22 protein-coding genes and 1 tRNA gene are annotated in these 18,762 nt (G+C 40.4%); 16 read left to right on the top strand and 7 right to left on the bottom strand.

Translation table 11 applies throughout. The annotated features are described in order from the left end of the window. The first annotated feature begins 32 nt into the window (after window positions 1–32). The 12 genes from secY to prfA all read left to right on the top strand — a co-directional run bounded on the left by secY (window position 33) and on the right by prfA (window position 7,790). Window positions 33–1,352 (top strand): preprotein translocase subunit SecY, encoded by a 1,320-nt coding sequence (secY, locus tag O5635_RS05535; protein WP_036900628.1) that lies wholly within the window; start codon window positions 33–35, stop codon window positions 1,350–1,352. 18 nt (window positions 1,353–1,370) lie between these two features. After that, a complete protein-coding gene (locus O5635_RS05530; protein ID WP_036900626.1) occupies window positions 1,371–1,922 on the top strand; it encodes an adenylate kinase in 552 nt (183 codons plus the stop codon). A gap of 46 nt (window positions 1,923–1,968) precedes the next feature. Next, a complete protein-coding gene (rpmJ, locus tag O5635_RS05525; protein ID WP_072013244.1) occupies window positions 1,969–2,085 on the top strand; it encodes a 50S ribosomal protein L36 in 117 nt (38 codons plus the stop codon). An 81-nt stretch (window positions 2,086–2,166) separates the two neighbouring features. Beyond that, entirely contained in the window at window positions 2,167–2,532 is a 366-nt protein-coding gene (gene rpsM / locus O5635_RS05520; protein ID WP_036900623.1) for a 30S ribosomal protein S13, read from the top strand. 66 nt (window positions 2,533–2,598) lie between these two features. Next, on the top strand, window positions 2,599–2,991 hold the full coding sequence (gene rpsK / locus O5635_RS05515) for a 30S ribosomal protein S11 (protein ID WP_036900621.1): 393 nt from the start codon (window positions 2,599–2,601) through the stop codon (window positions 2,989–2,991). A 48-nt stretch (window positions 2,992–3,039) separates the two neighbouring features. Continuing rightward, window positions 3,040–3,978: a DNA-directed RNA polymerase subunit alpha gene (locus O5635_RS05510; protein WP_036900620.1), complete on the top strand. Its 939-nt coding sequence runs from the start codon at window positions 3,040–3,042 to the stop codon at window positions 3,976–3,978. 31 nt (window positions 3,979–4,009) lie between these two features. Beyond that, window positions 4,010–4,360, top strand: a complete 351-nt coding sequence (rplQ, locus tag O5635_RS05505; RefSeq protein WP_036901061.1) for a 50S ribosomal protein L17 — start codon at window positions 4,010–4,012, stop codon at window positions 4,358–4,360. 32 nt (window positions 4,361–4,392) lie between these two features. Beyond that, the gene (gene truA / locus O5635_RS05500; RefSeq protein ID WP_036900617.1) at window positions 4,393–5,271 is read left to right on the top strand and encodes a tRNA pseudouridine(38-40) synthase TruA; all 879 of its coding nucleotides are present in this window, start codon (window positions 4,393–4,395) and stop codon (window positions 5,269–5,271) included. 183 nt (window positions 5,272–5,454) lie between these two features. Next, entirely contained in the window at window positions 5,455–5,907 is a 453-nt protein-coding gene (gene rplM, locus O5635_RS05495) for a 50S ribosomal protein L13 (protein WP_036900615.1), read from the top strand. Then, window positions 5,904–6,317: a 30S ribosomal protein S9 gene (rpsI, locus tag O5635_RS05490; RefSeq protein ID WP_036900613.1), complete on the top strand. Its 414-nt coding sequence runs from the start codon at window positions 5,904–5,906 to the stop codon at window positions 6,315–6,317. The genes rplM and rpsI overlap by 4 nt, the downstream gene beginning before the upstream one ends. 56 nt (window positions 6,318–6,373) lie before the next feature. Next, complete coding sequence (gene rpmE / locus O5635_RS05485; protein WP_036900611.1) at window positions 6,374–6,658, top strand: 50S ribosomal protein L31; 285 nt, start codon at window positions 6,374–6,376, stop codon at window positions 6,656–6,658. Between the two features lie 34 nt (window positions 6,659–6,692). Continuing rightward, window positions 6,693–7,790, top strand: a complete 1,098-nt coding sequence (gene prfA, locus O5635_RS05480; protein WP_036900609.1) for a peptide chain release factor 1 — start codon at window positions 6,693–6,695, stop codon at window positions 7,788–7,790. Window positions 7,791–7,798: 8 nt separating this feature from the next. Here the strand turns inward: prfA and O5635_RS05475 are convergent, their stop codons facing one another. Beyond that, the gene (locus O5635_RS05475; RefSeq protein WP_036900608.1) at window positions 7,799–8,305 is read right to left on the bottom strand and encodes an HNH endonuclease; all 507 of its coding nucleotides are present in this window, start codon (window positions 8,303–8,305) and stop codon (window positions 7,799–7,801) included. Between the two features lie 71 nt (window positions 8,306–8,376). Between O5635_RS05475 and alr the strand changes: the two genes are divergently transcribed. Beyond that, entirely contained in the window at window positions 8,377–9,522 is a 1,146-nt protein-coding gene (alr, locus tag O5635_RS05470; protein ID WP_052042630.1) for an alanine racemase, read from the top strand. 66 nt (window positions 9,523–9,588) lie between these two features. Next, a tRNA-Ser gene (locus O5635_RS05465) sits at window positions 9,589–9,677 on the top strand. A gap of 279 nt (window positions 9,678–9,956) precedes the next feature. On the opposite strand, the gene O5635_RS05460 is transcribed toward O5635_RS05465, so the two are convergent. Together O5635_RS05460 and O5635_RS05455 are read right to left on the bottom strand one after the other, a co-directional pair. Next, the gene (locus O5635_RS05460; protein ID WP_036900606.1) at window positions 9,957–10,556 is read right to left on the bottom strand and encodes a photosystem I reaction center protein subunit XI; all 600 of its coding nucleotides are present in this window, start codon (window positions 10,554–10,556) and stop codon (window positions 9,957–9,959) included. 46 nt (window positions 10,557–10,602) lie between these two features. Next, complete coding sequence (locus O5635_RS05455) at window positions 10,603–10,719, bottom strand: photosystem I reaction center subunit VIII (protein WP_012196197.1); 117 nt, start codon at window positions 10,717–10,719, stop codon at window positions 10,603–10,605. Between the two features lie 113 nt (window positions 10,720–10,832). On the opposite strand from O5635_RS05455, the gene O5635_RS05450 reads away from it, so the two are divergent. Further along, window positions 10,833–11,303, top strand: coding sequence for a HEAT repeat domain-containing protein (locus tag O5635_RS05450; RefSeq protein ID WP_036900605.1), 471 nt, complete (start codon window positions 10,833–10,835; stop codon window positions 11,301–11,303). On the opposite strand, the gene O5635_RS05445 is transcribed toward O5635_RS05450, so the two are convergent. Together O5635_RS05445 and O5635_RS05440 are read right to left on the bottom strand one after the other, a co-directional pair. After that, window positions 11,258–12,223, bottom strand: a complete 966-nt coding sequence (locus O5635_RS05445; protein ID WP_036900604.1) for a glycosyltransferase — start codon at window positions 12,221–12,223, stop codon at window positions 11,258–11,260. The two genes, O5635_RS05450 and O5635_RS05445, sit on opposite strands and share 46 nt — an antisense overlap. 43 nt (window positions 12,224–12,266) lie before the next feature. Beyond that, window positions 12,267–12,980 carry a C40 family peptidase gene (locus tag O5635_RS05440; protein WP_241462917.1) on the bottom strand — a complete coding sequence of 238 codons (714 nt, stop codon included), beginning with the start codon at window positions 12,978–12,980 and terminating at the stop codon, window positions 12,267–12,269. A 53-nt stretch (window positions 12,981–13,033) separates the two neighbouring features. Here O5635_RS05440 and O5635_RS05435 point away from each other — a divergent pair, with 53 nt between their 5' ends. Beyond that, a complete protein-coding gene (locus O5635_RS05435; RefSeq protein ID WP_036901059.1) occupies window positions 13,034–13,933 on the top strand; it encodes a serine hydrolase in 900 nt (299 codons plus the stop codon). Between the two features lie 70 nt (window positions 13,934–14,003). Here O5635_RS05435 and psaB read toward each other — a convergent pair whose 3' ends face one another. Together psaB and psaA are read right to left on the bottom strand one after the other, a co-directional pair. Next, complete coding sequence (gene psaB, locus O5635_RS05430; RefSeq protein ID WP_036900602.1) at window positions 14,004–16,232, bottom strand: photosystem I core protein PsaB; 2,229 nt, start codon at window positions 16,230–16,232, stop codon at window positions 14,004–14,006. Window positions 16,233–16,254: 22 nt separating this feature from the next. Beyond that, window positions 16,255–18,576 (bottom strand): photosystem I core protein PsaA, encoded by a 2,322-nt coding sequence (gene psaA, locus O5635_RS05425; RefSeq protein ID WP_036900601.1) that lies wholly within the window; start codon window positions 18,574–18,576, stop codon window positions 16,255–16,257. Window positions 18,577–18,762: the final 186 nt, after the last annotated feature.

Here is an 18,762-nt window from a genome sequence, read left to right as displayed (position 1 = left end):
TGAACTTAGTATTTTCAAGAAAGAAATTTTAAATGCTTGTTAGTCGAGGCCGAAATCCTAGTGCTGGTGAAGTTGTTACTCAGCTTGTTCTTAACAAAGAACTTAGAGGAAGGGTATTGATTACTTTGGGTATGTTGCTTTTAGTTAGGCTTGGCATTTATATACCTGTACCTGGAATTGATAGAGAGGCGTTTAAAGAATTTATTCAACAAGGAGGCCAGTTAATAGGTTTTTTAGATATTTTCACAGGTGGAGGAATATCCACTCTTGGGATTTTTGCACTTGGCATTCTTCCCTTTATTAATGCTTCAATTATTATCCAGTTGCTAACAGCTGCTTTGCCGCAACTCGAAGATTTGCAAAAGAATGAAGGTGAAGCAGGGCGAAGAAAAATTGCGCAAATTACTCGTTATTTGGCATTGGGATGGGGTTTTATGCAAAGTTTGGTTTTTGCCTTAATTCTTAGACAGTATGCAATAGAAAGTCTTAGTGAAGTTGCATTTGTCTTGCAGACTTCTATAGCTCTTGTGACTGGTTCAATGATAGTGATGTGGTTAAGTGAGATTATTACTGAGCGAGGAATCGGGCAAGGTGCCTCATTAGTGATTTTTTTGAATATTGTCGCAACTCTACCTAGAGCCCTTAGCTCAACCATTGAGAAAGCTCAAACAGGTGATAGAAATGATGTTGTAGGAATAATTGTTTTATTAATAGTTTTTTTAATCACTATTGTTGGAATTATTTTTGTTCAAGAGGGAGCAAGACGGCTTCCAATAGTTAGCGCTAAGAGGCAAATAGGTGGAACTGCTTTGTTGCCTAATCGTCAAAGTTACTTGCCTTTAAAGTTAAATGCTGGAGGGGTGATGCCGATAATCTTTGCCTCTGCTTTAATTTTCTTACCTATAACAATTGCTAATTTCACAAAGAATCCTCTTCTTATTAAAGCTGCCAGTGCGTTAAATCCTTCAGCATCAAACCCATGGCCATATGCATTGACTTTCTTTGCATTAATTTTAGGCTTTGCATATTTTTATGCTTCCCTGACCATTAATCCTGTAGACATAGCAGCAAATTTAAAGCGAGGTGGTGTTGCGATTCCTGGTGTTAGACCTGGTAGCGCAACAACAAAGTATCTTTCATCAGTTCAAAATAGGTTGACTTTATTGGGTGGATTGTTTTTGGGTTCAGTTGCAATCGTTCCCGCAGCTGTTGAAAGAGCAACTAATGTGCAAACTTTCCAAGGTTTAGGCGCAACTTCTTTATTAATTCTTGTTGGTGTCGCAATTGATACGGCAAAACAGGTACAAACTTATGTGATTTCTCAAAGATATGAAGGTCTAGTGCGCCAGTAGGTATTTTATTTTGGTGATATGAAAAGCAGATTACTCTTTTTAGGTCCTCCCGGAGCAGGGAAGGGTACGCAAGCCAGCCTTCTTTGCAAAGGCAATGGATTGATGCATTTATCTACAGGTGATTTGTTGCGAGCCGAAGTCTCCGCTCAATCAGATATTGGTAAAGAAGCTTCAATAATTATGAATAGGGGTGAACTGGTTAATGATGAGATTGTTTTAGCGATTGTAAAAAAAAGATTGAGCCAGGATCAAAATACAGGTTGGCTCTTGGATGGTTTCCCCCGAAATCTTGGACAGGCCTATTCATTGCAGGAATTACTATCAGAACTTTCTCAACCTATTGAAGCTGTTTTGCTAATAGTTTTAGATGACGAGAGCTTGATAGAAAGGCTGTTAGCTAGAGGTAGGGATGATGATAATGAGGATGTCATTAGACACCGATTACAGATTTATAACGAGAAAACTGCCCCTTTAATAGATTTTTATGGAAACCTTGGAATACTTCAGACAATTCCAGGTGAAGGGGATATTGAAGATGTTGCTTCTCGTGTAAGAAAAATTTTAATTTAATCAATGTAGTAAAATAAACGTTTGCAAATATGGAGAGCTGCACCCTATGAAGGTGAGAGCCTCAGTCAAAAAAATGTGTGAAAAATGCCGGGTGATTCGTCGCCATGGCAAGGTAATGGTCATCTGTACTGCTACCCAGAAGCACAAGCAGCGCCAAGGCTGAACCTTTGGCCTCAATTTAGATAGGGATTTTTGGTTTCAATTATCTCTTTTCTTTTTAAAGTTCCTTTCGATTCAAACTTAAGTGGCAAGGATCGCTGGCATCGACATACCTCGCGAAAAGCGGGTTGAAGTTGCACTTACATACATTTATGGTGTTGGCCTTACTCGTGCCAAGACCATCCTCTCTACAGCAGGGGTAAATCCTGACATCAGAGTTAAGGATTTAGAAGATGGAGATGTGCAAAAACTTCGATCTGCTGTTGAATCATTCACTCTTGAGGGTGATTTGCGAAGACAAGAAGGTATGGCTCTTAAACGATTGCAAGACATAGGATGTCTTCGTGGTCGTCGACATAGAATGAGCCTCCCTGTACGAGGGCAACGTACACGTACCAATGCCCGAACCAGGCGAGGTTCTCGTAAAACTGTCGCAGGTAGGAAGAAGTAAATAAATCTTATTTTCATAGCCTTTTAAAGGCTTATATTTCCACCCAATTTCTATAGGCCCAGCCTAATGGCCACACCAGTAAAGAAAACAGGTTCTAAAAAGTCAAAGCGCAACGTCCCCAATGGTGTTGTGCATATTCAAAGCACCTTTAATAACACAATTGTTTCAATTACTGATACTAATGGTGAAGTTATCTCTTGGTCCTCAGCAGGGGCAAGTGGGTTTAAAGGCGCTAGAAAAGGTACACCCTTCGCTGCTCAAACTGCTGCTGAGGCTGCAGCGAGACGTGCTCTTGAACAAGGCATGCGACAGATAGAAGTTCTTGTTCGAGGACCAGGCTCAGGACGGGAAACCGCCATACGTGCATTGCAAGTAGCTGGTCTTGAGATTACTTTGATCAGAGATGTAACTCCTCTACCTCATAACGGTTGCAGGAGACCAAAACGCAGGCGCGTTTAATCATCCTTCACTTACGTGAAACATTTCCTTCTTTTATTGATTTAGCCCGTGTTGCAATACCAGATTGAGCGGACCGACCACCAAGTCGCAAATGACCGTTCTCAAACAGGTTTATTCCTTATTGGACCTCTTGAAAGAGGTCAAGCTACAACTTTGGGAAACTCTCTAAGAAGAGTCCTAATGGGTGGACTTGAGGGAAGCGCAGTTACCGCAGTCCGCATTTCTGGCGTGAACCATGAATACGCAACTATTCCAGGTGTTAGGGAAGATGTTCTAGATATTTTGCTGAATTGCAAACAACTTTCAGTAAATAGTAGAAGTCAGGAATTAGAGATTGGGAGATTGGTTGTAAATGGACCTGCCGAAGTTAAGGCTCGTGACCTCCAATTTTCATCCCAAGTTCAAGTTGTAGATGGTGAACGACCAATTGCAACAGTGCATTCTGGACATAGTCTAGAACTTGAACTACATGTTGAAAGAGGCGTTGGTTATCGACCAGTTGATCGTCATAACGAGGAAACTAGTGCGATTGATTTACTTCATATTGATGCTGTCTTTATGCCAATAAAGAAAGTTAATTTCAATATTGATGAAACTGCAGTTGCAGAGGGAGGCTCTACAAGAGAAAGATTAAAAATGGAAATCGTCACAGATGGCTCTATGTCACCTGATGATGCGCTTGCTGAAGCTGCAAACCAGTTGATAGAGCTATTTCAGCCTTTGGCAACTGTCACAATGGTCGAAGAGATTCCTCAAGAACCTGAGCCCTCAGCAGAAGCACAAATTCCTTTAGAAGAATTGAATTTATCCGTAAGGGCTTATAACTGTTTAAAGCGAGCTCAGGTTAATTCCGTATCAGATTTAATGGGCTTTAGTTACGAGGATTTATTGGAGATTAAGAACTTTGGTTCTAAGTCGGCTGATGAAGTTATTGAAGCCCTCGAAAGAATTGGTATTTCAATACCTCAAAGCAGGACTTCTGCCTAAATTTGCTTTTTATTCAGGGAATTGCATAGCAATGAGACATCAACTTCGAGTTCCAAGGCTTGGTCGCCCAGCAGATCAAAGGAAGGCTATCTTAAGAGGGTTAACTACTCAATTAATAAAAGAGGGGAGAGTTACAACAACGAAAGCAAGAGCTAAAGCCCTTCGAACTGAGGCAGAGAGGATGATTACCTTGGCAAAAGAGGGATCTCTTAACTCTAGGCGCAGAGCTATAGGTTATATCTATGATAAAAAGCTTGTACATGCGCTTTTTGAAAAGGCTCAGGACCGTTATGGAGACAGAGAAGGAGGATATACAAGAATAGTGAGAACCGTTCCGAGGAGAGGAGATAACGCTGAAATGGCAATCATAGAGCTCGTCTAGCTAAGACATATCCTTTTCAAATCTTCAGTCAAATGGAAGCTGATGATTTAAATGTAGAGAAAGCATTTAATCAAGATAGTGAACCTAAGAGAATTGCTTTATTGATTCAGTATCAGGGCACTGACTTTTGTGGTTGGCAGCGTCAAAAAAATGCTGACACTGTTCAAGCAACATTAGAAGACGCATTATCTTCCTTACATAATTCACAGCCTATAAATATTTGTGGAGCAGGCAGAACTGATTCAGGAGTTCATGCTTCAGGACAAGTTGCTCATTTTGATTATTCAGGTTGTATTCCAGCAGGTCGATGGGCTTCGGCCTTGAATGGAAGACTGCCCAATACAATTAGAATTCGGGAGTCAGTTGTCTGTCCTAATGATTGGCATGCTTGTTATTCAGCAATTTATAGAAGATATAGATATACGATATATAACGGCTGCAAGCCAAACTTATTTTTAGAACCTTGGAGTTGGCATAAATATCAATTCCGCCTGAATGAGAAGTTAATGGAAATAGCTTTGAAAGGAATATTAGGTTTTCATGATTTTAGCGCTTTTCAAAGGGCTGGAAGTAATAGAGCCAATGCCCTTACAACAATTCAAGAAGTTAATCTTTTCAGGAAAGGAGATTTAATTTCTTTGGATATTCAGGCAAGTGGCTTTTTGTATGGAATGGTAAGGCTATTGGTTGGTCAATTAGTGTCTGTGGGTGAGCAAAAAATCAGCATTGAAGAATTTGAAAGGAGGTGGCAAAAGAAATTAAGAGAGGAAGTGAGAGAGGCTGCCCCTGCCAAAGGCCTTTCTCTTGTGCGTGTTGGTTATAAGCAAAAAGTTTTTGCTGACAAAATTGCTTTTGATAGTTTTCCTATGTTTTCTTTAACAACAAGAGATTCTCCTCCGCCTTCTGACTGAACTCAGCTGAATTGACCATCTATGAAAAAATTATCAGTATTTTTTGGGAAATAGCTTTTTAAGTAGGACTGAAGTGTAAAATAATGGTTTGAGCTACAAAGCCCCAATGTCGATGGGCAAAGCTCTTTAATTTATCTGTTTTTTCAAAACAGTATTAGTTGCTAACTCTGGCATGCTTGTGAGATGAACAAGACTATTACTCCCCAGAAAGATTCGATTAATCGCCATTGGTATTTGGTTGATGCAGAGAATCAGACTCTTGGCAGACTTGCGAGTGAAGTCGCTTCTGTTTTAAGAGGTAAAAATAAGCCAACCTTCACACCCCATTTGGATACTGGTGATTTTGTGGTCGTTATAAATGCGGAGAAAATTCAAATAAGTGGTAAAAAAGCTGATCAAAAGCTTTATCGTCGTCACTCTGGCCGCCCTGGTGGCATGAAAGTCGAGACCTTTACTGCTTTACAAGAAAGAATTCCAGAAAGAATTGTAGAGCAAGCAATTAAAGGAATGCTTCCTCATAATGCTTTAGGTAGGCAATTATTTAGGAAATTAAAAGTTTATAGAGGCTCTGACCATCCACATAGTGCTCAACAGCCTAAACTTTTGACCATTAAATCCAACTCATTATTGAAATGAATACTAGCTCTCAAAGAAATACCGTTGTGTACTGGGGCACAGGTCGTAGAAAGACTTCTGTTGCGAGAGTAAGACTGGTTCCAGGTAATGGAAAAATTACAATCAATGGAAGACCTGGTGATCATTATTTGAACTTTAATCCTTCTTACCTGGCTGCTGTTAAAGCTCCTCTCCAAACATTAGGTTTGGTTGATTCTTATGATGTTTTGGTAAATGTTTATGGAGGAGGACTTACTGGCCAGTCTGATGCTATTAAGCAAGGTGCAGCAAGGGCTTTATGTGAGCTTTCAGTTGATAATCGCAAGCCATTAAAAACCGAGGGTCACTTGAGTAGAGACCCTCGTGCAAAAGAGAGAAGAAAGTATGGATTGAAAAAAGCTCGAAAAGCACCTCAGTTCTCTAAACGATAGAACATGTGAGGTTTTCACCTAATTTCTAAACATTATTTTTGATTCCTGTTTTTACAATGCCTAAAGAAAATATCCATCCAACTTGGTACCCAGAGGCAAAAGTGATTTGCAATGGAGAAGTTGTTATGACAACTGGTTCAACCCAACCAGAAATACATGTTGATGTTTGGAGCGGAAATCATCCATTTTTTACTGGCACCCAAAAGATTTTGGACACTGAAGGAAGAGTAGATCGCTTTATGCGTAAGTATGGTATGGCAAATCCAGATAATGATTCTTCTCCCAAATCATCCAAGAAAGAAGCAGAATCTAAAGATGCTTCCTCAGAAAAAGAATCTTAATTCATTTTTTCAACCTATAAGGAGTTGATGTGGAATGGACACTTCAACCCTGAAGTCAAGACTAGAAACAGCTAGAACAAGTTTTCAAAACCTTGAACTGCAATTAGCTGACCCAGATGTTGCTTCAGATCCAAAAAGACTTGAAACTATTGCTAGGGAGAGAGCTAGATTAGAACCTTTAGTTTTAGATTATGAAAAGCTTTTAATGGTTGAAGAGCAATCTTCAGAAGCCAAGCAAGTTTTAAAAGAAAGTAAGTCTGATAAAGAACTTGAGGATTTAGCTCAAGAGGAAATCAAGCTCCTGGAAGCTTTGAAGATTGATTTAATTAATAGTTTAACGGTTGCTCTTTTACCTAAAGACCCTCGTGATGAAAGGAGTGTAATGCTAGAGATTCGAGCTGGTGCTGGTGGGGATGAAGCTTGTATTTGGGCAGGTGACTTGGCCAGAATGTATGAAAGGTATGGACAAAAAGTTGGGTGGACAGTAAAACCAATCAGTTCAACTGAAGCTGATTTAGGAGGCTTTAGAGAGTTGATCATTTCTGTCAAAGGAGATTCAGTTTTTAGTCAACTTAAATTTGAAGCAGGGGTACATAGGGTGCAGAGAGTTCCTGCTACAGAATCACAAGGCAGAGTCCATACGTCCACGGCAACAGTTGCAGTTATGCCAGAAGCAGACCCTGTTGAAGTTCAGCTTGATCCAACAGATCTAGAAATTAGTACTGCTCGTTCTGGTGGGGCGGGTGGTCAGAATGTTAATAAAGTTGAGACAGCTGTGGATTTGTTGCATAAACCTACTGGGATTAGAGTTTTTTGTACCCAGGAAAGATCGCAATTGCAAAATAGAGAAAGAGCCTTGGAGATATTGAGAGCGAAGCTTTTAGAGATGCAAGTTGCTGAAGCAAATGCGAAGGAGAGATCAGCAAGACTTGCTCAGGTAGGAACTGGAGATAGAAGTGAAAAAATACGAACCTACAATTACAAAGACAACCGGACAACAGACCATAGATTAGGGAGTAACTTTCCTTTAGAAACTGTTTTAGAAGGGGAATTAGATGGCTTGATAGGTTCTTGCATTGCAGAAGAGCAACGTTTAAAAATGCAAGAATTGGGAGAGCAATCTGAAGAATAATGCTGGACTTATGCAGCCCAGCCTATGACATACTTACTCCACTCTTTGTGGCGACCTGAATTAATTTGTTTGCTAGCTTCAAAGTTAAGCGTGCTGAGTGGTTTATAAGGCTTGCTTCGTAAAGGCATTTTTGCTTCTTGAGGTGTTCGATTCCCTTTAGAAACATTGCATGTCAAACATGCTGTCGTAACATTTTCCCAACTATCATCCCCCCCTCTGCTTCTAGGGATTATATGGTCGATTGACAGTTTGTCTCCAGTGTAACCACAGTATTGGCAGCAGTTGTTGTCACGTTGGAGGAGATTTTTTCTTGTCAGAGCTAATTCTCGGTAAGGAACTTTTATGAAGTATCTCAGCCTAATAACAGTAGGTAATTTTGTATCACGTCTTATAAATGTGCTGGAATCTTCTTCTAAGGTTTCTGCTTTGCCTTTCAGCATCAATACTGTTGCACGACGCCATGTCGTGATATTTAAAGGCTCATATGATGCATTTAGAACGAGAACCTGAGCCATGCAAGCTCCCTAATTAAACGGCATCCTAAGGGCATAAACATAGATGCGTCATTTTTTTGATTACAAAAACTATGTTATTGGATAAGGTTGACCCTCGCCAGAGAGCTTGGCTTGAAATTAAGCCTGATGCGATTGTTGCCAATGCAATCACTATTAAGAAACGTCTTCCTAAAGATTGTTTGCTGATGGCTGTTGTTAAGGCCGATGGATATGGTCATGGGGCTGAAACAGTTGCAAAAGCTGCGTTAAAAGGCGGTGCTAAATATTTGGGGGTTGCTACTTTGCAAGAAGGCATTGATTTAAGGAAAGTAGGCATAACTTGCCCAATACTTTTACTTGGTAATTTGACAGAATCAAGAGATTTTGATGCATGTATTAAATGGGAATTAATGCCCACTATTAATGGCCCTAAAGAAGTAGAGCTTTCTGAGGCATTAGCAGAGAAAAACGATAAAAAACTTTCAGTCCATCTCAAAGTCGATACGGGAATGGCAAGACTAGGTTGTGAATTACATGAAGCCTTATCTTTGCTGACAAGGATCGAAAAATCTGACTTTTTATGTCTCAAAGGTGTTTATAGTCACCTGGCTTTGGCTGATGGAGATTTTAAGGGAGAAGGGAAAACAGTTACCTGCGAACAGAAAGATAAATTTGAGCAGCTTTTAAAGATTTTGCCTGTGCATAGGAAATCTATAATTGTGCATTTGGCAAACTCAGCAGGAACCTTAAGGGATTTTGACTTGCACTATGACATGGTCAGAGTTGGAATAGCTTTATATGGATATAGTCCTATCGAAGATTTACCTAATGAATGCGCTTTGGAGCCAGCTTTGGCCGTTAAGGCCAAAATAACTTTTATTAGAGAAGTACCCCCAGGTACTGGGGTTAGTTATGGCCATTCTTTTGTGACTAAGCATCATAGTCGTCTTGCAGTTGTGGGTATTGGTTATGCAGATGGGGTAGGAAGAGCTTTGTCAGGTAAGATATCTGTTTTGATTAATGGTCAACTTTTCCCTCAGGTTGGAGCTATTACAATGGATCAGCTAGTGATAGATATTACTGGTAACACAGAAATTCAAGTAGGGAATGTAGTTACATTGCTTGGGAAGGACAATACAAAATCCTTGAGTCCTTATGCCTGGAGTAAGTTAAGTGGCTCTATCCCGTGGGAAATTCTCTGTAGTTTTAAGTATAGATTGCCTAGAGTAATAGTCTGAAAAATCTACAAAAGAGCATTGAGAGTTTAAGATCCCATCCTGCCTTGATAAGGTATTCATACACCTGGAGAGGTGGCTGAGTGGTTGAAAGCGGCTCCCTGCTAAGGAGTTACAGGAGGCAACTTCTGTCGAGGGTTCGAATCCCTCCCTCTCCGTATTATCAGAGCAGAAAAAGTTAAATCAAATAAGATTTTCCATCAATGGGAATCAATGATTCAAGGAGTTGAATTTTATAGATTCAAAAGATATTAAATAAGACTAGTAACATATAGTCAGTGCCTTTAGAGCATTATTTATCTGCAAAAAATGTATTCTCTATGGCTCCCAGGAGAATAATCGTATTGTTTTACAGGATATTTGATTAAGACCTCTAAAAAAAATCCTGGAGAAAGTCTTCGACTCACTCCAGGAAATGATTATTGGTTTTTGAGCGATCAGCCAGCTGCCCAAACTCCTTTTACTATTGGCATGATTGTATCTAGGTGAAGCGTTCCACAAAGTAACCAAGCAAAAACAGCACCTCCACACCCTCCAAGCCAGAAACCACTTGTAAAGTCTGCCCAACCTGCTCTTGTGAAAAGGTCTGTCGGTGGGTTCTCAACAGTGCAATCAGCTGGCTGCACATTAGGTGCCTTCCCAGGAGCTGTATACAACACAAATAGTGCAGTAAGGATATGCACAGCACCTACAGTTGCTAGTAAACCTGCTGTTAGAGCAAAATCGGAATTGCGAAGAGGACCTGTCATTGCAAAAGGCCCGTAAAGCAAATATCCAAATGCTGCACCTACTTCTAGGCCTCTAAAATTTGGTGAAATTCCAGACCTATAAAAAGGCAAATTGTTGATAAAAGCTTTTGTGAAATATCCTGTGTTTACAGGAGTTTCTAAGTTGCCTACAAATGGGTCTGAAACTGGTTTTACGGCCCATTGATCGGCTATACCTATGTCCCCAGGACGAACACTGTTGTCAACATACTTCTTGTCAAATTTGACAGGTTGTCCTGACTTTAAGAAAGGGTCTTGAAATTCAGTCATTGGCTAATAAAGAGCTTGGGTTGACTTAAAAGGAAAGCAAGGCGACTTAGTCGGCTGCTGTTATGTAGCGACCAATTAGGACAATAAATACTGCAGGTGTTACTAGGCCTATAAGAGGCACAAAAACTGCAGGTAGCCAGGTGGCAGCAAACTCGCTAGACATCGTATATGCCAATAGATCCATAGATACTGTATAGAGTGAACATCTAATAGATCCATTGGTGACATAAAAGTTCAATCCAATTGAATTTTTTTATAACCCACTTTCATTGATATATGAATCAGTTTTTTGCAGTAACCGCAGCTCTCATCGTTGGTTTGACCTTATGGGGACTTGGGAAAAAGCCTAAAATACTTTTCAGAAGTGTTTTCGATGAAGTACTTCCTCTTGAAACAAATGAGCGTGTCATAGTCAAAGAAAAATTTAAAACCGAAGAACTTTCCTCAACTGATTGTTTTTTAGAAGACTGGACGGCTCCAAGAACTGCAAAAGAACGTTTGCTTTTGAAGAAAAACCTTTTCCGTTTGATCTCACTAGGGCCATCAGAGAGATTGTATGCAGTGCAAATTGCAAAGCAATGGGGACATGCTTCCGTACTCCCAATACTGAGGCGCGGCTTAAAAGATTCGGATAGCTTGGTAGTAATTTCTGCTGCTGAAGGTATGACAAAATTTCGCAATGCTTCTAAGACTCTAAAAGCTCATAAAGTATCTCGTTTACCTCTAAATGTTTCTCTAATGCGGTAAATAGGCCTCCCTTGGCTTTCATGGTATGTCCGAATTAATAATTCTCCTAGTAATCCAAAGCAAAATAATTGAACACCTGCAATCCCAAGGATTAATGCAAAAGTTAAAAGTGGCCGACTTCCAATATCTTCTCCGAATAATTTGATAATTAATAAATAAAAACTTGTAATTAGGCTTCCGAAAATTGCAATAATTCCACCAAAGCCAAAGACATACATTGGCCTTGTAAGGAATCTATTCATAAACCATACAGTAAGCAAGTCCATCATTACTCGAAAAGTTCTATCAATTCCATATTTACTTTCCCCATATTGCCTTGATCTATGATTTACTTTTATCTCAGTAATCCTTGCTCCTTCAATATTTGCTAGCACTGGTAGAAATCTATGCAACTCCCCATAAAGCCTTACATCTGATAGAACTTCACGTTTATAAGCTTTTAATGAACAACCATAATCATTCAATCGAATTCCTGTCACTTTCCCAATTAATCGATTCGCTATTCTAGATGGAAGCTTACGCCTTATTTCTGCATCTTTTCGTTGATACCTCCACCCACTCACTAAGTCATAACCTTCATTTAATTTGTTAACCAGGAGAGGTATATCTAAAGGGTCATTTTGCAAGTCGCCGTCAAGACTAACAATTACACCACCAGAAGATATGTTAAAACCAGCTGCCATAGCTGCAGTTTGACCATAATTTTTTCTAAGCAAAACACAAATAATTTCAGGGGTGTCTTTGCTAAGCTTCCTTAGAACTTCAGCACTTTTATCTGTAGAACCATCATTTACTAAAACTATTTCGAATTCATCATAATTAGGACGCATTGCCTCTAGAACTTCCTTAACCAATTGAGGAAGACTTTCCTCTTCATTGTAGATTGGGATGACTACTGATATTTTTATACTTGAAGACATTTAATGAAATCTTGAGAGGATTTAAATTTTAATTGAGTAAAAACTATGGCAATGTTCTGCCATCATGGCAACATACCACTCTTCCTATGCTACGTAATTTTGATTGGTAAAAAGATGAAATAGGATTTTCATTGGTAGGTTGCAATTGATCTATACCAATACCGTTACGCCCGTTAATTGGACCTGAGCTATGCCAATACAGTCCTTTCGCTTTATATATCCCAACATGTGTGCATTTTGCTTTGCTGCCAAAAAATAACAAATCTCCAGGCATGACTTCTTCATAGTCGTTTGGCTTAAAGTTAATCTTTTCACAAAATTGTTCTTGTTGATATGAGTCACGAGGTAACCAAATACCTTTTAGTGCGAAAGCTGTTTGAATTAATCCTGAACAGTCAAAATCAGGTCCTAAAGTGCCTCCCCAAAGATATTTGTTCTTATTGTGAGATGCTCTCTCTATCCATTTTAGTATTTTAGGCAATTGAGATTGTATTTCTGCCTTTGAAATTAAAGAAGGCTTCCAAGTTTGTTTTGATTTTAAATTACTTTCAATATCTTTTATATTTAGCCAACATATATAACCATCTTCTAGCAATCGAACTTTCACTCTTCCTGAATTTGTGCTTCCATATTTATTCTCAATTACTTCGAAACTTCTACCTTTACACGCCTGAGTAACAAGTTCTTTGTTTGTGAAATCTTTATTTTTATACCCATTAACATCAACTTTTAGCTCCCAGAGGCTATTAGGAGTCATTGACTTTATTGTAATAGGCTTTCTTAAGAGAAACATTGAATTATTGGGGCACTATGGAGTTCTATAGGGCCAATCCAGAGATGAATGCTTTCCTGGGACAGCTTCTTCAACGATTTGCTAAGGAAGGAAGGCCTAACCTCCATAAAAGCATTTCTTTGGTTTGGGTTAGCTATGAAAGTCAAAACCCTAAACCTTGCAGCGGCCAAGGTGCTGCTTGGATGCATAAAAAACTTATCTACCCAGCGAGTGTAGTCAAGTTAATTTATGCATGTGCCATAGAAGTATGGTTGCAGCAAGATATGCTTGTCGATTCTAATGAGTTGAGAAGAGCTCAATCAGACATGATTAAGTTCTCAAGCAATGATGCCACGAGCTATGTTTTAGATTTGCTCACTGGAACATCTAGTGGAGCCTCTTTAACAGGTTCAGCATGGCAATCTTGGCAATCACAAAGAAACCTAGTAAATAATTGGCTGAAGAGTCTTAACTTAAAAGAATTGGCATCATTAAATTGCTCTCAGAAAACATGGTCAGATGGACCATATGGGCGTGATAAAGATTTTTACGGGAAATATAACGAAAATCGAAATGCTATGAGTGCCATCGCAACAGGGAAAATCTTAGAAGCCATAATGACTAATGAACTATTAACAATTAAAGCTAGTAAAAAGTTAAGAGAACTTCTTTCAAGATCTTTAGATCTAGTGAAGAGAAAAGCAGATCCTGAGAATCAGATAGATGGTTTTTTAGGAGAAGGATTACCACAGGGCACTAAATTATGGAGTAAAGCAGGATTAATGAGTGAAGCGAGACATGATGCTGCATGGTTTATCACTCCAAAAGGCTTACCCATGTTATTAGTTGTTTTTTGTGAGGGGAAAGCACTTGCAAAAGATACTTATTTATTACCTGCTTTTGCGGATGAATTAAGTAAGTGGACTTTCAAGAAATAAAAAAAAGCCGCCAGAGTTATTAATCTGGCGGCTTTCTTTTCCTCTCTTTTTAGTTGATTAAGTTTGCTTATTAGCCAAACTTTCCTGAAGTTGATGCAATTACGAATGCACCAAAGGTTACGAAATTACCCACAGTAAAGTGCGTAAGTCCAACTAAGCGAGCTTGAACAATTGATAGAGCTACAGGCTTGTCTCTCCAGCCAACAAGATTGGCAATAGGGGTTCTTTGATGAGCCCAAACAAGTGTTTCAATAAGCTCTTGCCAATATCCTCTCCAGGAAATCAGGAACATAAACCCTGTTGCCCAAATTAAATGACCAAACAGGAACATCCAAGCCCATGGAGATAAAGCATTAACGCCAAAGGGATTGTATCCATTGATTAGTTGTGAACTATTTAGCCACAAATAATCCCTAAACCATCCCATTAAGTAAGTTCCAGATTCATTGAATTGAGCAACATTCCCTTGCCATATAGCAAGATGTTTCCAATGCCAATAGAAGGTTACCCAAGCGATGGTATTGAGTGCCCAGAACATTGCAAGGTATGTTGCGTCCCAAGCTGAGCTATCACATGTACCTCCTCTACCAGGACCATCACATGGGAAAGCGTAACCAAAGTCTTTTTTATCTGGTATTAACTTTGTACCCCTTGCATCTAAAGCACCTTTAATAAGGATCAATGCTGTTGTATGAAGTCCTAAAGCGATTGCGTGGTGTACTAGGAAATCAGCTGGACCTATGGGAAGGAAATTAGTTAAAGCGTCTTGCCTGTTAATAAGATCCATCCAATAGTGATTACCTGGCATGCTATTCGCGGCCAAGGTGGCTGAACTATTGGCATTGGCTAGTAATGCATCAATGCCATACATCACTTTTCCACTAAATGCCTGAATTGCTTGAGCAAAAACAGGTTCAATAAGGATTTGTTTCTCAGGATTACCAAAAGCAACTACTACATCGTTGTGAACATAAAGGCCAAGGGTATGGAAGCCAAGAAGCATAGTTACCCAGCTTAAATGACTAATCAATGCCTCCTTAGTCTCCAGTACTCTTGCAAGAACATTGTCCTTGTTAAGCTCTGGATCGTAGTCACGAACAAAGAAAATTGCTCCATGGGAGAAAGCCCCAACCATCAAAAACATAGCTATGTATTGATGATGGGTATAAAGAGCTGACTGAGTTGTGTAGTCCCTAGCAATAAATGCGTAAGAGGGAAGTGCACCCATATGCTGGGCCACTAAACTACATGCGGCTCCTAGAGAAGCAAGAGCTAAACCAAGCTGGAAATGGAGAGAGTTGTTAACTGTCTCAAAAATCCCATTGTGATTGATACCAAAGTGTCCCGTATGTGGGTCATTGGGGTTACTAGTATTATGGGCTTCTGTAATTTCTTTAAGACTGTGACCAATACCGAATGTGTTTCGGTACATATGACCAGCAATGATAAAGACAACACCAATTGCTAAATGATGATGAGCAATATCGGTCAGCCATAAAGATTCACTTTGAGGATGAAGACCTCCAAGAAAAGTAAATATTGCAGTACCTGCTCCTTGGGAAGTTCCAAATACGGCATCTAGGGAATCAGGGTTTTGGGCATAAGCTCCCCAATTCAATGAGAAGAATGGTGCCAAACCTTCTGGGTGAGGAAGAACTGATAGCCAATTATCCCATCCAATATGTTGCCCTCTGGATTCGGGTATAGCTACATGGACTAAGTGTCCAGTCCAAGCAATGCTGCTGAAACCAAATAAAACTGCTAAATGATGGTTTAGCTGTGCCTCGGCGTTCTTAAACCAAGCAAGTGAAGGTCTGAACTTTGGTTGGAGATGCAACCAGCCAGCAAATAAAAGCCAGCAAACAAGAATATTTAGGAATATTGCACCCTGAAATAGTTGCTCATTTGTTCTCATTCCAATGGTGTACCACCAGTGGTAAAGACCAGAGTAGGCAATATTTACTGGTGATGTTGCCCCTGCTTGAGTTAAAGCATCTGTGATGCCTTGACCAAAATGGGGATCCCAGATTGCATGAGCGATTGGGCGAACATGAAGTGGGTCAGTAACCCATTGTTCAAAGTTGCCTTGCCAGGCGATATGGAACAGGTTCCCAGCAACCCATAAGCCAATAATGGCTAGATGACCAAAATGGGTAGCAAACAGCTTTTGATAAAGCTGTTCTTCGGTCATTCCGTCATGGCTCTCAAAATCATGAGCCGTGGCGATTCCGTACCAAATTCGTCGGGTTGTGGGGTCCTGTGCCAGACCCTGACTAAACGATGGAAATTTCGTTGCCATTGAGGGAGAGGATCAGGAAAAGTTAGCCGAGGCCTATAAGGCGGGCATGGAAGAAGGCCCAGGTGGTAGCAATTCCACCTAGAAGGAAGTGGGCTACACCAACAGCACGGCCCTGAGTAATAGACAGAGCTCGTGGCTGAATAGTAGGTGCAACTTTCAATTTATTATGGGCCCAAACAATAGATTCAAATAATTCCTGCCAGTAACCACGTCCACTAAAGAGGAACATGAGACTGAATGCCCATACAAAGTGAGCACCAAGGAACATTAGTCCATACATGCTTATGGGTTGTCCATAGCTTGTTAGGACTTGGGAAGACTGTGCCCAAAGGAAATCCCTGAGCCATCCATTGATGGTTATCGAACTTTGTGCAAAGTTCCCACCTGTCAAACCCCATACATCACTTTGCATTTTCCATGAGAAATGGAAGATAACAACTGAAAGGCTGTTATACATCCAAAATAGTCCAAGGAAAACGTGGTCCCAGGAAGAAACCTGGCATGTACCACCTCTACCAGGACCATCACATGGGAAACGGAAACCAAGCTGAGCTTTGTCTGGAATTAATCTTGAGCTTCTGGAGTAAAGAACACCTTTTAAAAGAATTAAAAGGGTTACATGAATAGTAAAGGCATGAACGTGATGGATCATCAAGTCAGCTGTGCCTAGAGGTATTGGCCCAATTGCAACTTTGCCACCTACTTCAATAACATTCCCATTGAAAACTTCACTGAGAACATTCCCAGGTAAATTTCCAGCTCCGACAAGTTCTCCAGTACCAACAGCACTTTGCTGTAGGTTTTGAACCCATTGAGCTAAAAATGGCTGTAACTGAATGCCTGTATCACTAAACATATCTTGAGGACGTCCCAAAGCCCTCATGACGTCGTTATGAACGTAAAGACCGAAACTATGGAATCCAAGCCACATGCAAACCCAGTTCAAATGACTGATAATTGCATCGCGAGCTTTAAGCATTCTGTCTAGAACATTGTCCACATGAACTGCAGGGTCATAGTCGCGAATCATTGCTATTCCTGCATGAGCTGCAGCTCCACATATAAATAGACCACCAATCCACATGTGATGGGTGAACAAGCCCAGAACAGTTGGATAATCAATAGCTATATAAGGATATGGAGGAAGAGCATACATATGGTGAGCAACCACAATGCTTGCAGATCCAACCATTGCAAGATTAATGCTTAGTTGACCATGCCAGCTATTGCTCAAGAAGTCGAAAATGCCTTCATGTCCCTTGGGCGCTGGGAATAAAATTGGATCACCTTTGTGGACATCCATTATTTCTTTCATGCTATGACCAACACCATGAACAGCATTGCGCCACATATGTCCACCAAAGATTGCAAAAACTCCAAATGCTAGATGATGGTGCGATATGTCTGTCATCCAAAGGCTTCCTGTAACAGGATTTAAGCCACCTTTATTTGTAAGGATGTCGGTAAACGCCCACCAATTGAGAGTGAAGAAGTTTTCAACTGTTCGACCCGCAAGACTTGGGAAGATTTGACTAGCTACAGATGGGTCACAAAGTCTTGGTGCAAGATTAGTTACATCAGCTGCACTTGCAATTGAAACACCATCTACAACAAGTGGACTTCCAGCATCTATTGCATCTAACAGAGCTGCTACAGGAGCACCTATATGTATAAGGTGTCCAGCCCACGCAATTGAACCCAGTCCAATCAGAGCTATCTGATGGTGCTGGATCATTGGTTCTATTTTTTGGAACCACTCAAGCTTGGGAGCTGCTTTGTGATAGTGATAAATGCCACCATGAAGCATTAATGCTGCCATCACCACTGCACCAATGGCTAGAGCCATTAGTTGAACTTCGCTGGTGATGCCCCAGGCTCTCCACATTTGGAAGATTCCTGATGTGATTTGAAGACCGTGGTAATTGCCTCCTAAATCAGCATTAAGAATTTCTTGGCCAACCACTGGCCAAACTACCTGGGCTCCAGGCTTTACGTTTGTTGGATCAGCTAACCAACCGGTGTAATTAGAGAAACGTGCGCCATGGAAGAATGCAGCACTCATCCAAATAAATACCACCGCTAAGTGGCCAAAATGGGCTGAGAAGATCTTCCTACTCGTCTCTTCTAGATCACCTAGATGAGTATCAAAGTCGTGTGCGTCAGCGTGGAGGTTCCAAATCCAAGTTGTGGTTTTGGGACCTTTGGAAAGCTTTGAAGACCAGAACCCAGGTTTGTTGAGTTTTTCAAAGTCGACAGGGGCATTACCTCTGTCAACAGGCTGGTCGTAAGGAGTTGGTACTCCTCCTTTGGCTTTCTCCCCACGTTCTGGTGGGCTAATGGTCATCGAGAATTTCCTCGAGGGATGGGTTCCAGGTGTTGATTCACCTTGTTTTCCTTGCAAGGTATAGGGATGATTCCATACCTGCACTGAAAACATGACCCTAAATAGGGCCTGATTTAGGAAGCATAGATCCGTGAGCCAGTTACTACGTGTGCAAGTAACAAATGTTCTACCCAGCGACCTTTTTTT

Origin of the sequence: Prochlorococcus marinus str. MIT 0919 (assembly GCF_027359375.1) — a bacterium.
Lineage (GTDB): Bacteria > Cyanobacteriota > Cyanobacteriia > PCC-6307 > Cyanobiaceae > Prochlorococcus_D.
Note: the sequence above shows the minus strand (reverse complement) of the source record. Positions and strands in the feature narration are given on the sequence as shown.